22 protein-coding genes are annotated in these 22,294 nt (G+C 53.0%); 19 read left to right on the plus strand and 3 right to left on the minus strand.

Features of this window, described 5'->3' with window-relative positions:
- Positions 1-89 precede the first annotated feature (89 nt).
- On the plus strand, positions 90-455 hold the full coding sequence (locus L1D43_RS02530) for an Hpt domain-containing protein (RefSeq protein ID WP_041510324.1): 366 nt from the start codon (positions 90-92) through the stop codon (positions 453-455).
- Positions 456-674: 219 nt separating this feature from the next.
- Positions 675-1,586 carry a hydrogen peroxide-inducible genes transcriptional activator OxyR gene (gene oxyR / locus L1D43_RS02535; RefSeq protein WP_239849830.1) on the plus strand — a complete coding sequence of 304 codons (912 nt, stop codon included), beginning with the start codon at positions 675-677 and terminating at the stop codon, positions 1,584-1,586.
- Between the two features lie 6 nt (positions 1,587-1,592).
- Here the strand turns inward: oxyR and L1D43_RS02540 are convergent, their stop codons facing one another.
- Both L1D43_RS02540 and mutH read right to left on the minus strand, forming a co-directional pair.
- Positions 1,593-2,672, minus strand: a complete 1,080-nt coding sequence (locus L1D43_RS02540) for an adenylate/guanylate cyclase domain-containing protein (protein WP_239849831.1) — start codon at positions 2,670-2,672, stop codon at positions 1,593-1,595.
- Between the two features lie 521 nt (positions 2,673-3,193).
- A complete protein-coding gene (gene mutH / locus L1D43_RS02545; protein WP_239849832.1) occupies positions 3,194-3,880 on the minus strand; it encodes a DNA mismatch repair endonuclease MutH in 687 nt (228 codons plus the stop codon).
- A gap of 693 nt (positions 3,881-4,573) precedes the next feature.
- Between mutH and rppH the strand changes: the two genes are divergently transcribed.
- The 9 genes from rppH to L1D43_RS02590 all read left to right on the plus strand — a co-directional run bounded on the left by rppH (position 4,574) and on the right by L1D43_RS02590 (position 13,078).
- Positions 4,574-5,098, plus strand: coding sequence for an RNA pyrophosphohydrolase (rppH, locus tag L1D43_RS02550; protein ID WP_041510328.1), 525 nt, complete (start codon positions 4,574-4,576; stop codon positions 5,096-5,098).
- Between the two features lie 34 nt (positions 5,099-5,132).
- Positions 5,133-7,364: a phosphoenolpyruvate--protein phosphotransferase gene (gene ptsP, locus L1D43_RS02555; protein WP_239849833.1), complete on the plus strand. Its 2,232-nt coding sequence runs from the start codon at positions 5,133-5,135 to the stop codon at positions 7,362-7,364.
- A 91-nt stretch (positions 7,365-7,455) separates the two neighbouring features.
- Positions 7,456-8,250, plus strand: a complete 795-nt coding sequence (locus L1D43_RS02560) for a sulfite exporter TauE/SafE family protein (protein WP_239849834.1) — start codon at positions 7,456-7,458, stop codon at positions 8,248-8,250.
- 420 nt (positions 8,251-8,670) lie between these two features.
- On the plus strand, positions 8,671-9,522 hold the full coding sequence (locus L1D43_RS02565) for a thymidylate synthase (RefSeq protein ID WP_239849835.1): 852 nt from the start codon (positions 8,671-8,673) through the stop codon (positions 9,520-9,522).
- A gap of 318 nt (positions 9,523-9,840) precedes the next feature.
- Positions 9,841-11,016: a Na+/H+ antiporter NhaA gene (nhaA, locus tag L1D43_RS02570; protein ID WP_239849836.1), complete on the plus strand. Its 1,176-nt coding sequence runs from the start codon at positions 9,841-9,843 to the stop codon at positions 11,014-11,016.
- Complete coding sequence (locus L1D43_RS02575; protein ID WP_239849837.1) at positions 11,013-11,396, plus strand: hypothetical protein; 384 nt, start codon at positions 11,013-11,015, stop codon at positions 11,394-11,396. Before nhaA ends, L1D43_RS02575 begins: the two co-directional genes overlap by 4 nt.
- A 21-nt stretch (positions 11,397-11,417) precedes the next feature.
- Positions 11,418-12,326, plus strand: a complete 909-nt coding sequence (nhaR, locus tag L1D43_RS02580; RefSeq protein ID WP_239849838.1) for a transcriptional activator NhaR — start codon at positions 11,418-11,420, stop codon at positions 12,324-12,326.
- Between the two features lie 76 nt (positions 12,327-12,402).
- Positions 12,403-12,642 (plus strand): succinate dehydrogenase assembly factor 2, encoded by a 240-nt coding sequence (locus L1D43_RS02585; protein WP_041510335.1) that lies wholly within the window; start codon positions 12,403-12,405, stop codon positions 12,640-12,642.
- The gene (locus tag L1D43_RS02590; protein WP_239849839.1) at positions 12,623-13,078 is read left to right on the plus strand and encodes a protein YgfX; all 456 of its coding nucleotides are present in this window, start codon (positions 12,623-12,625) and stop codon (positions 13,076-13,078) included. Before L1D43_RS02585 ends, L1D43_RS02590 begins: the two co-directional genes overlap by 20 nt.
- 12 nt (positions 13,079-13,090) lie before the next feature.
- Here L1D43_RS02590 and nadB read toward each other — a convergent pair whose 3' ends face one another.
- The gene (gene nadB, locus L1D43_RS02595; RefSeq protein ID WP_239849840.1) at positions 13,091-14,704 is read right to left on the minus strand and encodes an L-aspartate oxidase; all 1,614 of its coding nucleotides are present in this window, start codon (positions 14,702-14,704) and stop codon (positions 13,091-13,093) included.
- A gap of 199 nt (positions 14,705-14,903) precedes the next feature.
- Between nadB and rpoE the strand changes: the two genes are divergently transcribed.
- The 8 genes from rpoE to era all read left to right on the plus strand — a co-directional run bounded on the left by rpoE (position 14,904) and on the right by era (position 22,261).
- Positions 14,904-15,482: an RNA polymerase sigma factor RpoE gene (gene rpoE / locus L1D43_RS02600; RefSeq protein WP_011864852.1), complete on the plus strand. Its 579-nt coding sequence runs from the start codon at positions 14,904-14,906 to the stop codon at positions 15,480-15,482.
- 39 nt (positions 15,483-15,521) lie between these two features.
- Positions 15,522-16,139 carry an RseA family anti-sigma factor gene (locus L1D43_RS02605; RefSeq protein WP_239849841.1) on the plus strand — a complete coding sequence of 206 codons (618 nt, stop codon included), beginning with the start codon at positions 15,522-15,524 and terminating at the stop codon, positions 16,137-16,139.
- Between the two features lie 65 nt (positions 16,140-16,204).
- Positions 16,205-17,137 carry a MucB/RseB C-terminal domain-containing protein gene (locus L1D43_RS02610; protein ID WP_041510339.1) on the plus strand — a complete coding sequence of 311 codons (933 nt, stop codon included), beginning with the start codon at positions 16,205-16,207 and terminating at the stop codon, positions 17,135-17,137.
- A gap of 7 nt (positions 17,138-17,144) precedes the next feature.
- Entirely contained in the window at positions 17,145-17,621 is a 477-nt protein-coding gene (locus L1D43_RS02615; RefSeq protein ID WP_239849842.1) for a SoxR reducing system RseC family protein, read from the plus strand.
- A 108-nt stretch (positions 17,622-17,729) separates the two neighbouring features.
- Positions 17,730-19,520, plus strand: a complete 1,791-nt coding sequence (gene lepA, locus L1D43_RS02620) for a translation elongation factor 4 (RefSeq protein WP_041510341.1) — start codon at positions 17,730-17,732, stop codon at positions 19,518-19,520.
- Positions 19,521-19,673: 153 nt separating this feature from the next.
- Positions 19,674-20,591 carry a signal peptidase I gene (gene lepB, locus L1D43_RS02625; RefSeq protein ID WP_239849843.1) on the plus strand — a complete coding sequence of 306 codons (918 nt, stop codon included), beginning with the start codon at positions 19,674-19,676 and terminating at the stop codon, positions 20,589-20,591.
- Positions 20,592-21,269, plus strand: coding sequence for a ribonuclease III (gene rnc, locus L1D43_RS02630; RefSeq protein ID WP_239849844.1), 678 nt, complete (start codon positions 20,592-20,594; stop codon positions 21,267-21,269). It begins immediately after the preceding gene.
- Positions 21,266-22,261 (plus strand): GTPase Era, encoded by a 996-nt coding sequence (gene era, locus L1D43_RS02635; RefSeq protein ID WP_041510344.1) that lies wholly within the window; start codon positions 21,266-21,268, stop codon positions 22,259-22,261. The genes rnc and era overlap by 4 nt, the downstream gene beginning before the upstream one ends.
- Positions 22,262-22,294: the final 33 nt, after the last annotated feature.

Raw genomic sequence — 22,294 nt, forward strand, 5'->3', positions numbered from 1 at the left:
CTTCAATTAGTTGCGCCCGCCATTCTAGGCGCTATTATGGGGTGAATTTTATTCTTGTCCCGTCAGCTTTTTTCGAGAGGTGCCTTAAGATGGCAACAGCCGAGTTAGAATCAATATTGGATCTCAACACACTTGAGCAGTACTGCAGCGCTATCGGTGCAGGCACTCTGCTAAAGAGTGTCGTCTTGTTTGAACAGTTGATGCCTGAGTATGTTGGCAACCTGGTCAACGCTAAAGAAGCACAAGACAAAGATACCTTATGTTCTGAGGCGCACAAATTCAAAGGCGCTGCCGGTTCTGTGGGACTGAAGCGCATCCAGCAGTATGCCCAGTTGCTGCAACATGGCGAGGCGGCCGAGTGGCCTGCGGAGCACGCCAACTGGCTGCAGGTGATCGTGGACAATGCCAGCAAAGATCTGGCCGAGCTGAAGGCTTACCTGGAATCTAAGGCCTAATAGGCCAAAGCCTGTAAACCAAGGCCGATAAACCAAGGCCTGCCAAGTTTAATAGCGCCCTCGATGAGAGATCATCGGGGGCGTTTTTGTATGCGCACTATTTGCTCGCTTTTGGGCAGCGCCTCACACTTCTGGCATAAGAGAGGGTTAATCCTAGGGCGGCTTGTGCTAGAGTTAGATTGAGTAATTGAATGTAAATGGAAGTTGGTAATCGATTTTATGAAACATCTGCCGAGCCTCAAAAACCTTTACTATCTGGTCAATCTCTATCAGGAACAGAATTTTAATCGCGCGGCCAAGTTGTGCCACGTGAGCCAGTCGACCCTGTCGAGCGGGATTCAAAACCTAGAGGAGCAGCTGGGTCATCAGCTTATCGAGCGTGATCACAAGTCCTTCATCTTCACCGCCATCGGCGAGGAGGTGGTGCAGCGCTCGCGCAAGTTGCTCACCGATGTCGACGATCTGGTGGAGCTGGTTAAGCATCAGGGCCAGCCTATGACGGGAGATATTCGCCTGGGCTGTATTCCCACCATTGCGCCGTTTCTGCTGAGCCGGGTGGTGAAACTCTGTCAACAGGAATACCCCGAACTGACGTTGTTTCTGAAGGAAGATACCACTGAGCGATTGCTGGATGCGCTGGGCAAGGGCGAGCTGGATCTCTTGCTCCTGGCCCTGCCGGCCGACACCAGTGGCTATCACAGCATGAAGGTGGGAATCGATCCCTTTAAGCTGGTGATGCACAAGGAGCTCAGCAGCGAGGTGCGCCAGCCTATCGATTACAAGGCCCTGCCCGATGAGAGCATCTTCCTGTTGCAGTCGGAGCACTGTATTACCGGCCATGCCATCAGCGCCTGCAGTCTGGCCGACAGCGACAAGATCAATCCGTTCGCGGCGACGAGTCTGCACACCCTGGTGCAGATGGTGAACAGTAAGTTGGGGACGACTTTCTTGCCGCAGATGGCGATCGATGCCGGGATTCTAAACGATACCGAGCTGACGGCCTTAACGCCGCCGGGTGAGGCGCCTTACCGGGATATCGGCCTGGTCTGGCGTCAGACATCCAGCCGTATCATGACCTTCAGAACCTTAGGCAAGGCGATTCAAAGCTTGTTGGAGCAGGGGCAAGGCTAACTAAAGTTAGCTGTTGTTGCCCTTGGGGGAAACGCCATAAACCTCGATAGAGTGTTGTTTCCCCTTGAGTTTTATCGGACCGAGATTGGTAAAGTCGTAATTGCTGTCGCTGGTGTCGATCAACGACTGCAAGGAGCCTGAGATCAACATCCGCTGTCCGAGCGGGTTACATTGATCCTGGAGTCTCGCCAGGGTATTGAGCACGTCGCTGAAGAAGCTGATCTCTTGTTTCTGCACCCCAACCACAGCCGCAACCACCTGTCCACAGTGGGCCGCCGCCTTGAACTTAGGCACGAAGCCATACTGCTCTTCGAAGTACTTACGCTGCCAGTTTAGCTGCTGGCTAAATTCATAATAAATATTGAAGCTGCGGTCTTCGATGATGCCGTTTTCCAGCGGCCAGTGGATCAGCACGGCGTCGCCCATGTAGCGGTAGATCTCGGCGTCGTTGTTGACCACGGTATCCGACAATAAGCTGAAGCAGTCCTGGATCAGGCGGCTGAAGCGATAGTCGCCGAGGGATTCTGCGTGGGTGGTCGAGGCGACCATGTCCAGATAGAGAAACAGGCGCTGCTCATATCTGGGTCTGTGATATTTGCCCAGGCCGATATTGAACAGAATGCGTGGTCCGACTAACAGGGCCACCTGTTCGATGAAGGCCAGGCCGACACGCACCACCACCAGGTAGATGATCAGGGCCTGGAATGAGGGACTGTAGAGAATATGGGCGGTCAACATCTGCCTGAGTGTCGACATATGATTCTCTATGGCCCACATGTTGAGAAACTGGGTCATGTAGGCGAGTGTGGTCGCACCAAGTAACAGGAAGAGTCCCTTGAAGATCACCGAAAACAGATAGGGCAGGCGATTGATGGCGCTAAAGTCGGCGATCAGGTTCGACATCCAGTGCAGGCTACCAAAGATGAACCCCATATAGATAGCCAGGGTCGCGAGATCGGCAGTGCCTACCGCCCATTGGGGCAGCTCTGGTGTTTGCGCATAGCGGAAAAACACAAAGGCCGCCATGGCAATAGCCCAAGCGAAAATGGCAAATATGAGCTTCTTTGCTTGAATGCGTGCTCTCACGGTGACAGAAAATTCCTAAATGCTGCACAAATCTCAGGATGCGCTAGTGTATAGAAAACACCCCTACTATTTCCAGTGATATTTGTGATCTAAGTCAAATGAAGTCTAGATGTGCCAAAAAAGCGACAAATTTATGTTGAACACTTGTTAAGTGACCGTGGTGATTGTTTTTTTCTTGTGGGATGCTGACAGAAAAAACTCTAGTTTGTCGATTATCTAAAAGTCTAAAGTGGGAGAAATAACCCTTAGCTCTCACTCCTTTTAACTAGGGCCTGTTGATCTTTCGCGTTCATTTTTGCAGCATTCTGTATCGCTTTTATACAAGGCAGAGCGATTGTAATGTGGTGTGCTACATCAATGAGCGATAACGCAGTAGAAAAATGATACAGACGCTGCCCGCAGGGTTCGTCTTGAGCACGTTCAACTCTTTGTTACTCGGCTTTTATATAGAATAACTATACTTCAAGCCTCATGCCGCGATTTGAACGTGCTCAATGAGAACGAAAATTGTTCTCAAAAGGTCAATAGGCCCTCGAAGTGAGATAGCGGCTCAGGATCTGCTGAGTGAAGGGGATCTTGAGATAGAAACCTCTGGGATTGGTGAGCTTGATCTGGCCATCTTGGGATATGCTCTGGGTCAGCGCACGGCTGTTGGCGCCCTTGGGTCTGAGCTGCAATACCTCGCCGTGACGGGCGGTGATTTGCTCGACCTTGCCTAGGGCGATGAGCTCCATGATCTCTTCCCAATCCTGGCGTATCTGCGCCATCTCACTCTCGCTCGGCGTCCAGAGAATAGGAAAGCCGATGCGCCGCTCGCCGATTGGCTTATGGCGAATACCTTCCACCGGGATCCACAGCACTCGCTGCAGCTTATGATACACCAGACTCTCTTGCCACCTGAGTCCGTTGATATTCATCAGGGGGGCGACGGTGACATAGGTGGTCTCGAGTGGCTTACCCGACTCATCCACGGGAATGGTCTTCAGCTCGACGCCCAGATGAAGAAAGTCCTGCTCCGGCTTAGAGCCAGCGGTGGCGCCCAGTTCGAGTTCGATCAGCTGACCTATCCAGCCCTTGTCCCGTTTGAGGTTATTAGGCACGGTGACACCGTGGAGTTCGGCCAGTTGGCCCAGGGTGAGACCTGCCATCTCTTGGGCACGGTGCATCAACTCATCGATGGATTCGGGGGGGAGAATTTGACTCTTCATGGGGGGGATTTTACCCGAGTTATGCACTTAATCAATCGAGGTTAAAAATTGTGCGATCTTTTTATGGTAGAGAGATCCTCGAGTATTTTTATATTAAGTGTATGAAAAAATGTGTTTTTACTCTCATATTCATCTATTCGATTCGCCAGTTATTTAAGTTACTCTGTGATTTCCCCACCCTTTCCAACACACTTATCCACAGATTTATTGGATAACTGGATAAGTCTGTTACGGGACAGAATAGAAAAACCCTTGTCAAGGGGATTTTGATGACATTTTTCCGCGGTAGGGGTCGATAAAACTATTTATCTGTGAATAACCTTTGGGGAGTTTATCCGGGTTTTCTGTTGACATCCGCTTTGACCGTTTTTTGTGCGATCTCTCGGTGTGAACAAATGGTCTTACCGTGTGAACAATTAATTTTTATTAAAATACATATGCTTGCTGGTTAAATCTAGGCTGGCATTTACCAGACATTCGATCAGTGATTTGGCCCAATTGACAATTTTAACTGAGTTTCAAACAGAGATATCCACAGATTTTGTGGATATCCTCAGTTTGAAGTGTCGGTCTCTGTTGATAAAAATAAAAATTTTAGTTTTTTATCCAAGCAATATCTGTTAATGGGGAATTGCCGCCGACGCCGCTTTGTGAAACAATCGATTCATTAGAATATTTCATTTTGGAGTCCATGTGATTGATAGTGACGGCTTTCGTGCAAATGTAGGCATCATTATCTGTAATCGCTTTGGGCAGGTGATGTGGGCCAGACGATTTGGTCAACATTCCTGGCAATTTCCGCAAGGTGGTGTGGATGAAGGCGAAAGCGCCGAGCAAGCCATGTATCGGGAGTTGTATGAAGAAGTTGGGTTAAGGCCTGAGCATGTGCAAATTTTAACCTCAACTCGTTCCTGGTTGCGTTATAGATTACCAAAACGGTTAATTAGGCAAGACAGTAAACCCTTATGTATCGGACAGAAACAGAAGTGGTTTTTATTACAATTGAAGAGTCAGGAGTCTGCCATCAATCTGGCGGCGAGCGGCCACCCGGAGTTTGATGACTGGCGTTGGGTCAGTTACTGGTATCCGGTCAGACAGGTGGTATCCTTTAAAAGAGACGTGTACCGCAAGGTGATGAAAGAGTTTGCGCCGACGGCATTGCCGTTTCAGGCCCAGGAAAGCGGCCACAGTGGCAGAAGAAGAGGTCGCCGCCGATAGGATAAGGCGATAAGTATCAGAGGAGAGATAGGCTGTGTTAAAGACGCTCAGAGACATTACTCAGGCCGTAGCCGCAGCCGACGATCTTCAATCTGCCCTATCTTTGCTTGTTAGCCAGACCAAGTCGGCAATGGAAACCCAGTGTTGCTCCATCTATATCTTAGAAGAGCAGGAGCTGGTGCTGTCGGCCACCGACGGCCTCGATCCCAGAGCCGTGGGCAAGGTCAAGATGCCTATGAGCCAGGGCCTGGTTGGCCTGGTGGCCGAACGCGAAGAGCCGGTCAACCTGGCCGATGCCCAACAACACCCCAGATTTAAGCTATTTACCGAAGTCGACGAGGAAGATTTCCGTGCCTTTCTCGCCGTGCCCATCATCTATCAGAAATTAATCCTAGGTGTGCTGGTGGTGCAGCAGGCCGACGCGCGCCAGTTTAGTGAGGCCGAAGAGGCTTTCTTGATGACCCTAGCCGCCCAGCTGGCGGTTGCGGTGCGTGAGCAGCGTAAGAAGGCCGAGGTCAAATCGACGCCCAATAAGTGTGTCTACACGGGGACCTCGGCGGCCAGCGGCGTGGTGATCGCCCATGCCATGGTGCTGGGTGGCGAGATCCCCCTGGAGCAACAGGGACGTCGCACTCAAGAGGTAGATGACGAGCTGCTCGCCCTGAGTCAGGCCTTGGAGGCCTGTCGCAATACCCTGAGTGCCCTGTCTCAGCGCTTCGATGGCGAGAATGAGAAAGAGGTGCAATCTATCTTCTCCGCCTTGCAGCTGCTGCTGGACGACACCAGCCTGGGCGGTGAATATGTGCGGGAGATCCAGGCGGGCTGGACGGCTATCTCGGCGGTGAGCCGGGTGTCTCTGCGTTACATAGATCATTTCCAGCAGATGCAAGACCCCTATATGCAGGAGCGGGCCACGGATATTCGTGATCTGGGGCAGAGGGTGCTGCGCGAACTGATCGAGCCGCAGAAGATGCAGCTGGAGCTGGATGTGCCCGTGATCCTGGTGACCAAGGAAGCCACGGCGACCATGTTGGCGGAGTTTCCCCAGCACAAATTAGTCGGCATAGTCACAGAGCTGGGCGGGGTGAACTCGCACGCGGCCATTCTGGCCCGGGCCTTCGGTGTGCCCGCGGTAATCGGCGTCGAGGGGATCCTCAACGCGGGGATAGACGGTAAGCAGCTTATTTTGAATGCCAACCGTGGGCAGGTGCTGATCTCGCCCACACCGACCCTGATAGGCGAGTACCGCAGCCTGATCTCGGCGGAGAAGGCGCTGCAGAAACGCTATGCCGAAGAGCTTTCTAAGCCTGCGACTACCCTGGATGATCGGCGTATTCATCTCTACCTGAATGCTGGGCTGTTAAGCAGCCTGGCCTCTGAGATCGCAGAAGGCGCAGACGGTGTCGGCCTGTATCGCACCGAGATCCCCTTCATGTTGCAGACTCGCTTCCCCAGTGAGGCCGAGCAGGTAGAGGTCTATCGTCAGGTGCTGGACGCGGCGCTCGGTCGCCCCGTGGTGATGCGCACCCTGGATGTGGGAGGCGACAAGCCACTCTCCTATCTGCCTATCATAGAGGAGAATCCCTTCCTTGGTTGGCGCGGGATCCGCCTGACACTGGATCATCCCGAGCTGTTTCTGGTGCAGCTCAGAGCCATGCTCAATGCCTCAGGTGGCGGTGAGCAGCTGCATATCCTGCTGCCCATGGTCTGTTGTCTCGATGAGATAGATCAGGCGATCGCCTACCTGGAGCAGGCCTATCTCGAGGTGAAACAAGACGTGCATCCGGATCTGCAGCGGCCGAAGATAGGCATCATGCTGGAGGTGCCGGCGCTGCTGTTCCAGCTCGAAGAGGTGGCCAAGCGGGTCGACTTTATCTCTGTGGGCTCGAACGATCTGACCCAATATCTGTTGGCGGTGGATCGCAACAATCCCAGGGTCAGTACCCTGTACGACTCCTATCATCCGGGCATTTTACGGGCGCTGACCCAGGCGAGGCTGGCCTGCAGGGAATACCGACTGCCCATTAGCGTCTGCGGCGAGCTGGCCGGTGAACCCTTGGGAGTCTTGCTGCTGGTGGCCATGGGCTATACCCAGCTGAGCATGAACCAGGGGAGCCTGGCCAGAATCAATTATCTGATCCGCCGGGTGTCTTATCAGGATCTGAGCGAGCTGCTTGCTCAGGCGCTGTCCCTCAGCAACGGCTTCGAGGTGAGGGAGCTGCTCTCCCTTTATCTTAAAGAGAAGGGCCTCGATGAGTTCATCTAAGTGAGTTTCTCTCTGTGAGCGTTAGGCAATTTCAATCTGTCGGTAATTCCTTTAAGCTAATGCCTCCTTTCGCCACTGCCTTAGAGGTTTCATGTTCACCATAGTTGTCAGTTGTATTGCCCTCGGGGCCTTCATCGGCTTTATGGCGGGTCTGTTGGGCATAGGTGGTGGCGTGATAGCCGTTCCTGTCTTGCTGTTTCTTCTGCCCATGGCGGGCGTAGTGCCTGAACATCTTACCCATGTGGCCATTGCCACCTCGCTGGCGGCGATCATCTTAACCTCGCTCTCGTCGGCCCGGGCGCATCACGCCCGCGGCAATGTGCCCTGGCACCTACTGACCATTATGCTGCCCGGTTTAATCGTCGGCGCGCTGTCGGCTGGATTTATCTCGTCGCTGTTTTCTGCCCAGCTGCTCAAGCAGGTGTTTGCCGGTTTCGTGGTGCTGATGGCGCTGCAGATGGTGTTTCCTTTTAAGGCAGCCGAGGGGGAGCGTAGCCTGCCTGCGGCGCCCTATCTGTTTATCGCCGCCGGACTTATCGCCATCATCGCCGCATTAATGGGTATAGGTGGCGGCATCTTGCTGATTCCGTTTTTAAGTTGGTGTGGCGTGCAGATGCGTCACGCCATAGGTTTCTCCTCTGTGACCGGGTTGATGATAGCCCTGTTTGGGAGTCTGAGTTATGTCTTTGCGGGCTGGGGAACACAAGGGCTGCCCGAATATACCCTGGGCTATATCTATCTTCCTGCCCTGTTTGGCATCGTCTGTACCTCTATGTTGACGGCGCCACTGGGGGCGAAGGCGGCCAGTGTCTGGCCCACGGCGAGATTAAAGAAAATCTTCGCCGTCATGTTATTCTTTACCGGGATCAAGTTAGCCCTCACCTAGGGCCTGTTGATCTTTCAAGTTTAATTTTTGTTCAATCTAAACGCGTTTTGCGTGAGGCGAGAGCCATGAAGCATAGTTACTCTATGTGAATGGCGAACAACAAAGAAATCGTCTGGAACGATTTCTAACAGCATTGCTGACCGCTTGCGGTGAAAGGCAGGAAGCCTTTCATAAAGTGCAGCGCGCGTTTAGATGAACCCGTTGGGCAGCGTTTGTAGGCCATTTCTACGGCGTTATCGCCAGTTTGTGTAGAAGACTACACGACACAGGCTCTGCCTTGTATAAATCACCTTCAAACTGCTGCAAAAACAAACGGCAAAGATCAACAGGCCCTAGCGATGGGCGGCTAATGCGCGGCTAGGATTCGAATAAGGCAGGCGCCACGGGGCGCATCTAAGCAAAAATGATAAGTAGGATAAGATGAAACAGTATTTGGCATTATGTGAACGAATCATCAATGAGGGCGTCTGGGTTGAAAATGAGCGCACGGGAAAGCGCTGTTTAACCGTGATCAATGCCGATCTGGAATACGACGTGGCCGCAAACCAGTTTCCCCTGATCACCACGCGTAAGAGTTTTTGGAAGGGGGCGATTGCCGAGCTGCTGGGGTATCTCAGAGGCTATGACAATGCCGCCGATTTTCGAAAATTGGGTGCCAAGACCTGGGATGCCAATGCCAACGAGAACAACGCCTGGCTGAATAACCCACACCGTAAGGGCCATGACGATATGGGCCGAGTGTATGGGGTGCAGGGCAGGGCTTGGGCCAAGCCGGATGGTGGCACTGTGGATCAGCTGAGAAAGATCATCGATAACCTCTCTAGGGGGGTCGATGACCGCGGCGAGATCTTAAGCTTCTATAATCCTGGTGAGTTCCACATGGGCTGCCTACGTCCCTGCATGCATACCCATAATTTCTCTCTGCTGGGGGATACCCTGTACCTCAACAGTTTCCAGCGCTCCTGTGATGTCCCACTAGGGCTGAATTTTAATCAGGTGCAGGTGTTTGCCCTATTGGCGATTGTGGCGCAGATCACCGGCCACAAACCCGGTAAGGCCTATCATAAGATAGTCAATGCTCACATCTATGAAGACCAGCTCCCGCTGATGCAGGAGGTACAGCTTAAGCGTGAGCCGTTCCCGTCGCCTCAACTGCATATCAACCCTGATATCAAGTCGCTGGAAGATCTCGAAACCTGGGTGACCATGGATGATTTCGAGGTCACAGGCTATCAGCATCATGAGGCGATTCAGTATCCCTTCTCTGTCTAAGGCTCTGTCTAAGGGTCAATCTTAAGACTGAGGAATTTCTGAGGTAAAGCGCGGCGGGGTCTAGTTGAGTCGCCGCGTTTTATTAATCTATTCTGCATAAAAAATCTCCATTTTAAACTGAATCTGCCTGTGATCCCCATCACAGAAGGATTTAGCCGCCTCTTCCTCCAGTTAGCACTGCATGCTATTGATTACTTCCGATTGACTGACTACACTTAATACCTCGGAATTACCGATGTATAATGCCGATGCAAACGATTATTCAGCTAGGTTGCATTCCGCTAGACTCGATACATTAAGTGTTTTTGGAGTTTATTTATGGAAAAGGCGATTAGAAATTTTCTGAGCCAGGAATCGGCCGGTGGCATCTTATTGATGGCCGCCGTCATCTTGGCGATGATTATGGCGAACTCCCCGTTATCAGGCCTGTATCAAGGCTTCCTGCACACTGAGATGCAGGTGCGAGTGGGCAGTCTGGACATTGATAAGACGCTGATCCACTGGATTAACGACGGCCTGATGGCCCTGTTCTTCATGTTGATCGGTCTGGAAGTGAAGCGTGAACTGCTCGAAGGGGCGCTGTCGAGCCGCGAACAGGCATCACTGCCGACCTTTGCCGCCATCGGTGGCATGATCTTCCCCGCGGCGATTTACTTGATCTTTAACTATTCTGACCCCTTGACTCAGGTGGGCTGGGCGATCCCGGCAGCGACAGATATTGCCTTCGCACTCGGTATCATGGCCTTGCTTGGCAGCCGGGTTCCGGTGGCGCTTAAGGTCTTCTTGCTGGCGCTGGCCATCATAGATGACTTGGGTGTGGTGGTGATAATTGCCATGTTCTATAGCACAGATCTCTCGGCCATTAGCCTGGTAGTTGCGGCGCTGGCGATTGTGGTCTTAGTGGGTCTGAATCGTAAAGGGGTTACCGCACTCGCACCTTATGGTGTCGTGGGTCTTATCCTGTGGATCGCCGTGCTTAAGTCTGGGGTGCACGCTACCCTGGCGGGGGTGATCATCGCCTTCTGTATCCCGCTTAGGGCCAAAGATGGTAGCTCGCCCTCTGAGCATTTAGAGCATAGCCTGCACCCATGGAGCACCTTTGTCATCCTGCCAATCTTCGCCTTTGCCAATGCCGGGGTCGACCTGTCGGGCATGAGCCTGGGGGATCTGTTATCGCCCGTGCCTGTGGGCATTGCCCTAGGCCTGTTGCTGGGTAAGCCGCTCGGCGTGCTGTTGTTTAGCTTCGTGGCGGTTAAGCTGAAGCTGGCTGCATTACCTGAGGGCATGGGCTGGCGTCATATCGCGCCCGTGGCCGTGATGTGTGGTATTGGCTTTACCATGTCGATGTTTATCTCATCCCTGGCCTTTATCGGCGATGGCGAGGTATACGGCGATCTGGCGAGGCTTGGTATTCTGACCGGGTCGATCATGTCGGCTGTGATAGGTTATTTTTGGTTATCTAAGGTGCTTCCAGAGAAAGGAGAAAAATCATGAAAAAACTCGTCGTGACACTCATGCTCTCATTCGGTTTAACCGGGGGCGCCTATGCCAGCCAGCTTGAGGCCTGCGATAAAGATATCAATAGCGTCACCTGTCAGCATTATCTCGAAGGGGTGGTAGACGGTGCCCTGATGTTTAAACCTAAGGCGATGGGCAAGCGCCTGGAGAGTAATGGTTATGAGTCCAGGGCACTCAAGTATCGTAGCGGTAAGCGCTTTGAGGAGGCTAACCGCACCTACTGCGAGGGGCGCCTGCCGGATCGTGACAGCCTGGTGCAGGGACTCTCCGAGGCCTTCGAGGCCGGTAAAGTGGACTCGATAGAGGCGCTGAGTGACATCATGTACAGCATGATGGATTGCCAACGCCTTAAATAATCAGGAGAGTCGCGAGTCTTGATGTCGCATCTGAATTACAACCATCTCTATTATTTCTGGATGGCGCACAAGAAGGGGTCGGTGGCCAAGGCCGCCGAAACCTTATGTTTGACGCCGCAGACGGTGACTGGGCAGATCCGCGTGTTGGAGCAGCGTCTCAACGGTACTCTGTTTAAGCGGGTGGGGCGTAACCTGGAGCCCACAGAGTTGGGCGAACTGGTGTTTCGCTACGCCGATAAGATGTTTAGCCTGAGCTACGAGATGTTAGATATCCTGAATTATCAAAAGGATAATAATATCTTGTTCGAGGTGGGGATCGCCGATGCGCTCTCCAAGGCCCTGGCCAGCCGGGTGCTGCTCTCTGTGGTGCCCAGTGACGGTTCTATGCATCTTGCCTGCTACGAGGCAACTCACGAGAGCCTGATGGAGCGCCTCAGGGAGCACAAGCTGGATATGATCTTGTCCGACTGCGCCGGTGAATCCCTCAAGTATCCGGAGATCTTATCGAAGAAGCTCGGTGAATGCGGCGTGGCGTTTTTCTCATCCACTACCTATGACAAGCCTTTCCCCGCCTGTCTGGAGGAGGGCAAACTCTTGATCCCAGGCAAACGCACCTCGCTGGGTCAGCAGCTGCATCACTGGTTCGATGAGAATGGCCTGGATGTCACCATACTCGGTGAGTTTGACGATGCCGCCATGATGAAGGCATTTGGCTTCTTCAAGCAGGGGATCTTCGTGGCGCCCTCTATCTATAAGCAGGATATTCTTGCCCATGACATGCAGCTGCTCGGTGAGACGGATGATATCAAAGAGGTTTATCATGTGATGTTTGCCGAGCGGATGATTCAGCATCCTGCGGTAAAGTCCCTTTTGGAAACCGATTTTAGCGATCTCTTCGCCGGTAAGGATCTCGAGGTGGAGCGGCTATAAAACGGTGTGAAGCCGTCGGCCTAACTGGTACACTATCGCCAATCGAAAATAAGGGAGTAGTTGTGTGTCAGAGCCAATGAACATAGCCAGAGTAAGATGGGCGTGCCGACGGGGCATGTTAGAGCTTGATGTATTGTTTCAACCCTTTGTTGAGACTCAATATGAACAGCTGTCTTCAGACGACAAGACGGTTTTTGTTCGTCTGCTAGAGTGTGAAGATCCTGAGTTGTTTGCCTGGTTTATGGGCCATGAGGCCTGCCCAGATCCGCAGCTCGCCGAGATGGTGATCAAGGTTCGTGGCCGGGCGGCGCCATAACTTTCATCTGACAGCCTCCTTTGACCAGCGACTCTCGCTGGTCTGTTTCGCGGCCCTGTGCCTGAGTGCTTTTCTGGCCTGGCCGCCAATCTCCTCTTTCTGGTTTCTCACCCTCAAGTATGGCCTCTTGCTGGCCACTATCGTTTTCTTCCTCTATCAGTTGATTGCGCTAAGAAGTTGGTCTCTTGCCTTCTGGCTAGATGAATCGGGCAGGATAGGCCTTATCCATGACAGGTTGGATAGTCAGCTTGAAGAGTCAAAAGTTGAAGAACCTGGTGAGGCAAGGCTGAGCCATCGCCGTGTCTGGGTCAGTCCCTTCATGGTGCTGTTCTGGTTATACGAGGGAGAGCAGAAACGCCTGGTTATCCTGTGGCGGGATATGTTTGACGACACAGGTTATCGACACCTGTGTCGTCTACTGCTGAGGTTTGGCTGACTCGCGGTGCCTCTATTGCTCAGGATGCAATATGGTTGGCAGTGGGTTATTGGTCTTGTTGGGATGGTCGATATTGTAATGCAGACCTCGGCTTTCCTTTCGCTCCATGGCGCAGCGGATGATCAGCTCGGCCACCTGTACCAGGTTACGCAGCTCGAGTAAGTTGTTACTCACGCGGAAGTTACTATAGTACTCCTGGATCTCCTGCTGCAGCATGGCGCAGCGACGCAGGGCGCGCTCGAGGCGCTTGTCTGAGCGAACGATGCCCACATAGTCCCACATGAACAGACGTAGCTCATGCCAGTTGTGAGCGATCACAACCTCTTCATCCGAATTAGACACCTTACTCTCATCCCAGGCGGGCAGCACACCCGGCATAGGGATCTTGGCCAGCTGACTCTCAATGTCCTCGGCCGCCGCGCGGGCAAACACTAGGCACTCCAGCAGCGAATTGCTGGCCAGACGGTTGGCGCCATGCAGACCAGTATAAGCGACTTCACCTATGGCATAGAGGCCGTTGAGGTCTGTCTGACCATGAAGATCTGTCATCACGCCGCCGCAGGTGTAGTGAGCCGCGGGTACCACAGGAATTGCATCCTTAGTGATGTCTATCCCCAGCTCCAGACAACGTTTATAGATAGTCGGGAAATGTTTAATCACAAAGTCTGCGGGTTTATGTGTGATATCCAGATAGACACAATCGACCCCGAGGCGCTTCATCTCATAGTCGATGGCGCGAGCCACGATATCACGAGGTGCCAGTTCGCCACGCTCGTCGAAGTCAGGCATGAAGCGGCTGCCATCCGGGCGCTTGAGATAGGCGCCTTCGCCACGCAGGGCCTCGGTCAACAGGAAGTTGCGTGCATCGGCGTGATAGAGACAGGTGGGGTGGAACTGGTTGAACTCCATGTTGGCCACCCGGCAACCCGAGCGCCAGGCCATGGCGATGCCATCGCCCGAGGCGATATCCGGATTGGAGGTATATTGGTACACCTTAGAGCTGCCACCTGTGGCCAGGGCAACGAAGCGAGCCTTAACGGTTTCGACATGCTCTTCGTCACGGTTCCATACATAGGCGCCGAGGACGCGGTTGCCGGGGCGCTTAAGTTTGCGTGTGGTAATAAGGTCGATGGCGTTATATCGCTCAAGCACCTTAATATTGGGGTGGTTCTGGGCGCGCTCCTGAAGGGTCACCTGCACCTCTTTGCCCGTGGCATCGGCCGCGTGCAAGATGCGTCTGTGGCTGTGGCCACCTTCGCGGGTCAGGTGGTAGGGGGCATTGCTCTCGTCACCATCGGCGGTTTCTTCTTTGTCGAAGGCGACGCCGCAGTGAATCAACCACTCCATGGCGCTCTTGGCGTTTTCGGCGGTAAAGGTCACAACTTCTTCATCGCATAACCCGGCGCCGGCGATCAAGGTATCGGCAACATGAGATTCGATGGTATCCTCTTCATCGAATACTGACGCGATACCGCCCTGGGCGTAGTAGGTTGAGCCTTCGCTGAGTGGGCCCTTGGAGAGTAAGATTACGTTTGATTTTTCAGCCAGATGTAGCGCTAAAGTCAGACCAGCAGCCCCGCTGCCGATAACCAAAACGTCAGATTGATGTTCAACTACTTGTTTCATCAGGTATCATGGTAAGTTATGCGAGTATTGTCTATGGTAAACCAAGACGCCATTTATGGATACTGATCTCGCCGTAGAAAATAAATGTGGATATCGCAATTTTTTTTAGAACTTTTTCGATGTGGGCTAGTCTACATATGTGAATATGATTCGAGCGACTGAGAAATCAGCATTTTAGATTTAGGAGTAGTCGGCTCGGATGAGTGGACAGATAAGTGATCAACAACTCGTTGAGCGAGTGCAACAAGGAGATAAAAACGCTTTTAACCTGCTGGTACATAAATATCAGAGCAAAGTGATTAACCTGATTGCACGCTATGTGCGTAATCAGGCCGACGTGGCAGATGTGGCACAGGAAGCCTTTATTAAAGCTTATCGTGCGCTGCCTAACTTTAGGGGTGAGAGTGCGTTTTATACTTGGTTGTATCGCATCGCGGTTAATACCGCGAAAAATCATTTAGTGGCACAGGGTAGGCGAGCGCCTGCCAACGATGTCGATGCGGAAGAAGCCGAATATTATGACGGCAGTGATGCGCTAAAGGAGTTTGCCTCCCCCGAGCGTCTCATGTTGTCGGATGAGATTCAAAAAGTGGTCTTCGATACGCTCGATACCTTGCCAGAAGAATTGAAGATGGCCATCTCTTTGCGTGAGCTCGATGGTATGAGTTATGAAGAGATTGCCAATGTGATGGAGTGTCCTGTGGGCACTGTGCGTTCACGTATCTTTAGGGCACGTGAAGCCATCGATAAGAAGTTACAGCCTTTGCTGGAACGATGAAGCATTTTATTCGATACACTAAATTTATATGGGTGATAAATGGATAAGTTAGGTCAGGAATGGGTTTCCGCTGCCGTTGATGGTGAAGTCGACGAGCAGGAATTGGCGCAACTCGCCGCCGATACGGATTCACATGAAAAGTGGCGTGATTATCACATGATAGGTGATGCTATGCGTGGTGAGTTGCCGGCTGCGATCAATCTGGATCTCAGTGCCAACATTGCCGCGGCGATTGAGCTTGAGCCTAGTATCCTTGTGCCTAAGCGTGTCGAAACGCCTGAGGTGACGCCTCAACAAGCCACTCAACACAGACTTGCGAGTGTGGTGCCACTGTTTAAGCAGTTTGGCCAATATGCCATCGCGGCCAGCGTCGCCTTAGTCGCCGTGATCGGTGTACAGAATTATAATCAGGGTGGCGTCGAAGATGCTGCGCCTATGCCAGTGCTCAATACCCGTCCGCTGATTGGCAGCGCGTCGCCGGTGAGCCTGCAGACAGGTCCTGTGCAACAGAACCAAAGTTATACCAACGAGCGTGTGATGGAGCAGCGTCATCGTATCAACACCTATATTCAAGATCATATGCTGCAGCAAAGATTGAATAACAGTGCCAATATAGACGACAATGGTGAGCTTACGCCGATCCCGGTTAATCACTAAAAGCTATTTATACTGGTCACACTGACTATACTCTTTGTGTCGATTGGTATTATTAAGGAGTTAGCTTGCGTCTTATTTGGTTGGCCTTGTTAGTCCTCGTCTTCCCTGCCAGTGCGCAGGAAGAGTTGTCCGCTAAGGCTTGGCTCGAAAATATGAGCCTCGCCTTAAAAGGACAAGAATTCAAGATGTCCCTGATCCATCTGCAAGCGGATCATATACGCCCCCTGGTTTATCTTCACGGCAAGGTCGACGACCATGAAGTCGCTTTTCTCGAGCACCTCAATGGCCCGCCGAAAAATGCCGTGCGCGTGGGCAATACCGTCACCTTTATCGAGCACGATCAGCCTGCCTACAGTGTTAGGGCCGAACGTATTCAAGGGGTATTGCCACCTGCGTTTGCCGGTTCTATCTCAGATCTCGAGTCGGGTTACCAGTTTGTCCTGGGCGGGCGCTCACGCCTTGCGGGGCGCCCCGGTCAGCTAGTGCGCATCATCCCTAACGATGATAACCGCTATAGCTATCAGGTATGGCTGGATATGGATACCTATCTGCCGCTGCGCTACGACATGCTCAATCTTGAGAAGCAGCTGCTGGAGCAAGTGCTGGTGGTGGAGTTGATCGTCCTGGACGATGCACCGGCGATTCTACGTGAAGCCTACAAGCAGGAGTGGCCTGAGATCATGCCTCAGCCCCAGCGAGAGCAGGCCGATAACTGGCAATTCAAATGGTTACCTCAAGGTTTTAAGATCTTAGTCAAGGATAATCACAGACTTATCGGCAGTCACGAGGCGGTCGAGTATATCGCCCTGAGCGATGGTCTGGTGAATATCTCAGTATATGTGGCCAGAGCCGGCGAGACGGCGCTGCCCGACGAGCTGATGACCCGCAACGGACTCTCTTTGGCGACCGAGCGGGTGGGCAATGCCGAGGTGGTTGCCGTGGGCAAGGTGCCGGCGGAGACCCTGAGCCGTATCGCCAAGAGCATCACCATAGAGTAATCAGGCTATGATGGAAGAAACAGCCACAGTGATCAGGTGCCCAGGAGATGGCTGGGTCACGGTCGAAGTCAAAGTGAAAAATGCCTGTAATCATTGCGACAACAATGACACCTGTGGCACCTCGGCCGTCTCTAAGGCCTTCTCACCTAAGGTGCAGCGATTCTCGCTGCCCAGCGACGAACAGTATGAGCCGGGTGAACTGTTAAAGCTTGGCCTGCCCGAGAGCGTGATCTTAAAGGCGGCCGCCATCGTCTACCTCATGCCGCTGGCGGGGCTGTTTATCGGCGCCGCACTGGGACATTTCCTTGCCGACTTGTCGGGGCTTTCGAGCAGCGATCTGCTGGCTATCGCCCTAGGCGCCGGTGGGGCAGTGAGCGCCTGGTGGCTGGGACGGAGATGGGCTAAAGCCCTGGAGACTAACAGTCAGCCTGTCATTCTGTCACGCCTTGGCCGGGCCATAGACGGCATTTCCCCCGCCAGCTAGCCTATTATTTTCCTTGTCCGATGGATTCCAATTGGTATTCATTTTGCGATCGGGTACAATTCGGCACTTTTAGATCAATTTCAATTTCGAGTTTAGTCATTTCGCACAATGAAGCATATTAGAAACTTTTCGATTATTGCCCATATCGACCATGGCAAATCAACCCTTTCTGACCGTCTTATTCAAGAGTGCGGCGGCCTGTCTGATCGTGAGATGGCGGCGCAGGTATTGGACTCAATGGATCTCGAGCGTGAGCGCGGCATTACCATTAAAGCCCAGAGTGTGACTCTCGATTACAAAGCCAAAGATGGTGAAACTTACCAGCTGAACTTCATCGATACCCCTGGTCACGTAGACTTCTCCTATGAGGTGTCACGTTCACTGGCGGCCTGTGAAGGCGCGCTCTTGGTGGTCGATGCCGGTCAAGGCGTTGAGGCGCAGACCCTGGCAAACTGTTATACCGCCCTGGATATGGATCTGGACGTGGTTCCTGTACTGAACAAGATTGACCTTCCCCAGGCTGATCCTGAGCGTGTTGCCGACGAGATCGAGGATATCGTAGGTATCGAGGCCGCCGATGCGGTGCGCTGCTCGGCCAAGACGGGTCTTGGTATCGGCGACGTGCTGGAAACTATCGTGGCGCAAATTCCGCCGCCAGAGGGCGATCCGGATGCGCCGCTGCAGGCGCTGATCATCGACTCCTGGTTCGACAGTTACCTGGGGGTTGTTTCCTTGGTGCGTATCAAGAATGGTGTGCTCAAGAAGGGTGACAAGTTCAAGGTGATGTCGACGGGTCAGACCCATAACGCCGATCGCGTCGGTATCTTTACCCCTAAGCAGACAGATACTGCCGAGCTGAAGACTGGCGAAGTAGGTTTCGTGATCGCCGGTATCAAGGAGATCCACGGCGCGCCTGTGGGCGATACCCTGACCCTGGCCAAGAATGGCGCCGAGAAGCCGCTACCCGGCTTTAAGAAGGTGAAGCCTCAGGTTTATGCCGGTGTATTCCCTATCTCGACCGACGACTACGAGAACTTCCGTGATGCGCTTAACAAGCTGAGCCTGAACGATGCGTCGCTCTTCTTCGAGCCTGAAACCTCATCTGCCCTGGGCTTTGGTTTCCGCATCGGTTACCTAGGTCTGCTGCATATGGAGATCATTCAGGAGCGTCTCGAGCGCGAATATAACCTGGATCTGATCACCACTGCGCCGACGGTAGTCTATGAGGTAGTGACCACTAAGGGCGAGACCATCTACGTCGATAACCCATCGGATCTTCCGCCGATGAACAACATCGAAGAGATGCGCGAGCCTATCGTTGAGACCAATATCCTGGTGCCTAAAGAGTACCTGGGTAACGTGATCACCCTGTGTGTCGAGAAGCGTGGCGTACAGACCAACATGGTTTACCACGGCAATCAGGTGGCGATCACCTATGATATGCCGATGGCCGAGGTGGTGATGGACTTCTTCGACCGTTTGAAGTCGACCAGCCGTGGTTATGCCTCGCTCGAATATAACTTCAAGCGTTTCGAGCCGGCGGACATGGTGCGTCTGGACGTGTTGATCAACGGCGACCGCGTCGATGCCCTGGCGATGATCCTTCACAAGGCAAACGTGCGTTATCAAGGCCTGGCCTTGGTGAACAAGATGAAGGAACTGATCCCAAGACAGATGTTCGATATCGCGATTCAGGCGGCCGTCGGCAGCCAGATCATCGCGCGTTCATCGGTCAAAGCCCTGCGTAAAGACGTGACCGCTAAGTGTTATGGCGGCGACGTCTCTCGTAAGAAGAAGCTGCTGCAGAAGCAGAAAGAGGGTAAGAAGCGCATGAAGCAGGTGGGTAACGTCGAAGTACCGCAAGAGGCCTTCCTCGCCGTGTTGAAGATCAATGAGTAATCACTTTTTAGTTAAGAATTGTTAATAGTGATTGATAATGAGCGCCGCGGTTTGCGGCGCTTTGTTTGTTACAGTATAAATGGGCTAATGGCCTGCCAGCCAGGCGATGAACACCTTATTTTACTGGAGCATTTTTCAGGAGTTAGTTAGCGTATGGCAGCTTATTTTTCCCTTATCCTGGTCTTGGTGACCCTAGGCAGCGGCCTGATCTGGATGTTCGATGCCTTAGTCTTAGCGCCTAAGCGTCAGCAGAAGCTGGCCCTGGCACAGGCGGCCAACCAGGAGATTAGCGAAGAGAGCGCCGAAAAAATCGTGCGTGAGTCGACGATTGTGGAGACCTCGCGTTCTATTTTTCCGGTCATCGCTTTCGTGTTGATCCTCCGCTCTTTTATTTACGAGCCTTTCCAGATCCCTTCGGGCTCTATGATGCCAACCCTGTTGGTGGGCGACTTCATCCTGGTGGAGAAGTTTAGCTATGGGCTGAAAGACCCCGTGTGGCGTAGCGAGCTTATCGAGACGGGTAAGCCGCAGCGTGGTGACGTGGCGGTATTTAAATACCCAGAAAACCCCCAGATCGACTACATCAAGCGTGTCATCGGCCTGCCGGGCGATCGCATCGTCTATCGCAACAAGGATCTCTATATTCAGAAAGCCTGTCCCGAGGGGCAGAGCGAGTGTCCTAAGCTCGAGAAGATAGCACGCGTCGGTGTGAACCAAGGTGAATTTACCCAGGATAATATCCCGCTGCTGCGTTACAAGGAGCAGCTGGGCGAGGTGACTCACGACATCCTGATCAACCCAGGGCGCGGCGAGCCGACCTCCTATTATTTCCGTGAAGGCAATCTGGCGGTGGGCGAGTTTATCGTGCCCGAGGGCCAGTATTTCATGATGGGCGACAATCGCGACAACAGCACCGACTCACGCTTCTGGGGCTTCGTGCCCGAGGCCAACCTGGTGGGTAAGGCCGTGGCGATCTGGATTAGTTTTGAATTTGAGCGCAAGCCGTCGGACTTTTTACCCACTTGGGTGCCGACCGGCGTACGCTTTAACCGTGTAGGCGGAATAGTGTAGATGGAACCCATTAAGAATCTACCGCGTTTGGGTAGAATATTAGGCTATCAATTTCAGCAGATTGAGCTGCTAGAGCAGGCGTTAACGCACCGTAGTGCGGCCAGCAAACATAACGAGAGACTGGAGTTCTTAGGCGACTCGATCCTCTCAATCGTCATCTCAGACGCCTTGTATCATCAGTTTCCCAAGGCAACCGAGGGCGATCTGAGTCGGATGCGCGCGACGCTCGTATGCGGCAAGATGCTGGCGGAGGTCGCCAAAGAGTTCAAGCTCGGCGATTACCTCAAGTTGGGTCCTGGTGAGCTCAAGAGTGGTGGGTTTCGCCGCGAGTCTATTCTGGCCGATGCTATGGAGGCGATTATCGGTGCCATCTATCTGGATGCCGATATCGAGACTTGCCGTGCTTTAGTACTAAACTGGTATAAGAGCCGCCTTGCGGTGATCGAGCCGGTGAATCAGAAAGATCCCAAGACCCTGCTGCAGGAGCACCTGCAGGGATTTAAACAGCCGCTCCCTGTCTATACCGTGGTGAACATCAGTGGTGAGGCCCATGCGCAAACCTTCACGGTAGAGTGCAAGGTGGAGCAGCTAAAAGAGGCCGTTGTCGGCGTGGCGAATTCCCGCAGAAAGGCGGAGCAGATTGCCGCAGCAGAAGTGTTGGAGCGTATTAAGAAATGAGTAATAAACCCGAGCAGCCAGAAGGTGCACAAGAGCCGAGTCTAGACGAGCTGCTGGCGCGGATGAACAGTGGTCGCAGTGGTAGCCAGTACGAGGTGACCTACTGCGGCATGGTGGCAATTGTCGGTCGCCCTAACGTGGGAAAGTCCACCCTGCTCAACAAGCTACTAGGTCAGAAGATCTCTATCACCTCCAAGAAGCCGCAGACCACGCGTCACCGCATCATGGGCATTCACACTGAGGGCCCTCGTCAGGTGGTGTTTATCGACACCCCGGGTCTGCATATCGAAGAGAAGCGCGCTATCAACCGTCTGATGAATCGTGCGGCCTCTAGTTCGCTGGCCGAGGTGAGCCTGGTGGTGTTTGTCGTCGATGGTCTCAACTGGACCGCCGACGATGAGATGGTGCTGAAGAAGCTCCATAGCCGCGACGATGGCCGCAAGACGATTCTGGCGATCAACAAGGTAGATAATATCAAGGACAAAGAGGCGCTATTCCCGCATCTGCAGGAGTTGTCGGCCAAGTTTGAATTTGATGAGATATTGCCGATCTCGGCAACCCATGGCACTAATGTGCAGCGCATCATGGAGCTGGCGCTGGAGTCTGTGCCTGAGTCGCCGCACTACTTTCCGGAGGATTATGTCACCGACCGTTCTCAGAAGTTTATGGCCTCTGAGATAGTGCGCGAGAAGCTGATGCGTTTCCTCGGCGACGAGCTACCCTACGATGCCACGGTAGAGATAGAGCAGTTTAAGATGATGGAAAACGGCGTCTATCAGATTAATGCCTTAATCTTGGTGGAGCGCGAGACGCAAAAGCGTATGGTTATTGGCAACAAGGGCGAGCGTATTCGCACTATTGCCACCCAGGCCCGCCAAGATATGGAGGTCCTGTTCGATAACAAGGTCTTCCTCGAGGTCTGGGTTAAAGTCAAGTCTGGCTGGGCCGATGATGAGCGCGCCCTGCGTTCATTAGGCTATGGCGAGAGTTAAGCCAGCAAGAATAAAGGTAAGCCGAGGTAGTCA

It is taken from the genome of Shewanella sp. Isolate8, assembly GCF_022398495.1.
Classification (GTDB): domain Bacteria; phylum Pseudomonadota; class Gammaproteobacteria; order Enterobacterales; family Shewanellaceae; genus Shewanella; species Shewanella aquimarina.

Excerpts from the sequence above, each read along its gene's own strand:
- mutH (WP_239849832.1), bottom strand. The coding sequence starts at position 3,880 with ATGAAGAGTCAAATTCTCCCCCCCGAATCCATCGATGAGTTGATGCAC.
- rpoE (WP_011864852.1), top strand. The coding sequence starts at position 14,904 with ATGAGTGGACAGATAAGTGATCAACAACTCGTTGAGCGAGTGCAACAA.
- L1D43_RS02615 (WP_239849842.1), top strand. The coding sequence starts at position 17,145 with ATGATGGAAGAAACAGCCACAGTGATCAGGTGCCCAGGAGATGGCTGG.
- lepB (WP_239849843.1), top strand. The coding sequence starts at position 19,674 with ATGGCAGCTTATTTTTCCCTTATCCTGGTCTTGGTGACCCTAGGCAGC.
- L1D43_RS02530 (WP_041510324.1), top strand. The coding sequence starts at position 90 with ATGGCAACAGCCGAGTTAGAATCAATATTGGATCTCAACACACTTGAG.
- L1D43_RS02565 (WP_239849835.1), top strand. The coding sequence starts at position 8,671 with ATGAAACAGTATTTGGCATTATGTGAACGAATCATCAATGAGGGCGTC.
- L1D43_RS02575 (WP_239849837.1), top strand. The coding sequence starts at position 11,013 with ATGAAAAAACTCGTCGTGACACTCATGCTCTCATTCGGTTTAACCGGG.
- lepA (WP_041510341.1), top strand. The coding sequence starts at position 17,730 with ATGAAGCATATTAGAAACTTTTCGATTATTGCCCATATCGACCATGGC.
- rnc (WP_239849844.1), top strand. The coding sequence starts at position 20,592 with ATGGAACCCATTAAGAATCTACCGCGTTTGGGTAGAATATTAGGCTAT.
- L1D43_RS02560 (WP_239849834.1), top strand. The coding sequence starts at position 7,456 with ATGTTCACCATAGTTGTCAGTTGTATTGCCCTCGGGGCCTTCATCGGC.
- L1D43_RS02605 (WP_239849841.1), top strand. The coding sequence starts at position 15,522 with ATGGATAAGTTAGGTCAGGAATGGGTTTCCGCTGCCGTTGATGGTGAA.
- L1D43_RS02585 (WP_041510335.1), top strand. The coding sequence starts at position 12,403 with ATGAACATAGCCAGAGTAAGATGGGCGTGCCGACGGGGCATGTTAGAG.
- nhaA (WP_239849836.1), top strand. The coding sequence starts at position 9,841 with ATGGAAAAGGCGATTAGAAATTTTCTGAGCCAGGAATCGGCCGGTGGC.
- nhaR (WP_239849838.1), top strand. The coding sequence starts at position 11,418 with ATGTCGCATCTGAATTACAACCATCTCTATTATTTCTGGATGGCGCAC.
- era (WP_041510344.1), top strand. The coding sequence starts at position 21,266 with ATGAGTAATAAACCCGAGCAGCCAGAAGGTGCACAAGAGCCGAGTCTA.
- nadB (WP_239849840.1), bottom strand. The coding sequence starts at position 14,704 with ATGAAACAAGTAGTTGAACATCAATCTGACGTTTTGGTTATCGGCAGC.
- oxyR (WP_239849830.1), top strand. The coding sequence starts at position 675 with ATGAAACATCTGCCGAGCCTCAAAAACCTTTACTATCTGGTCAATCTC.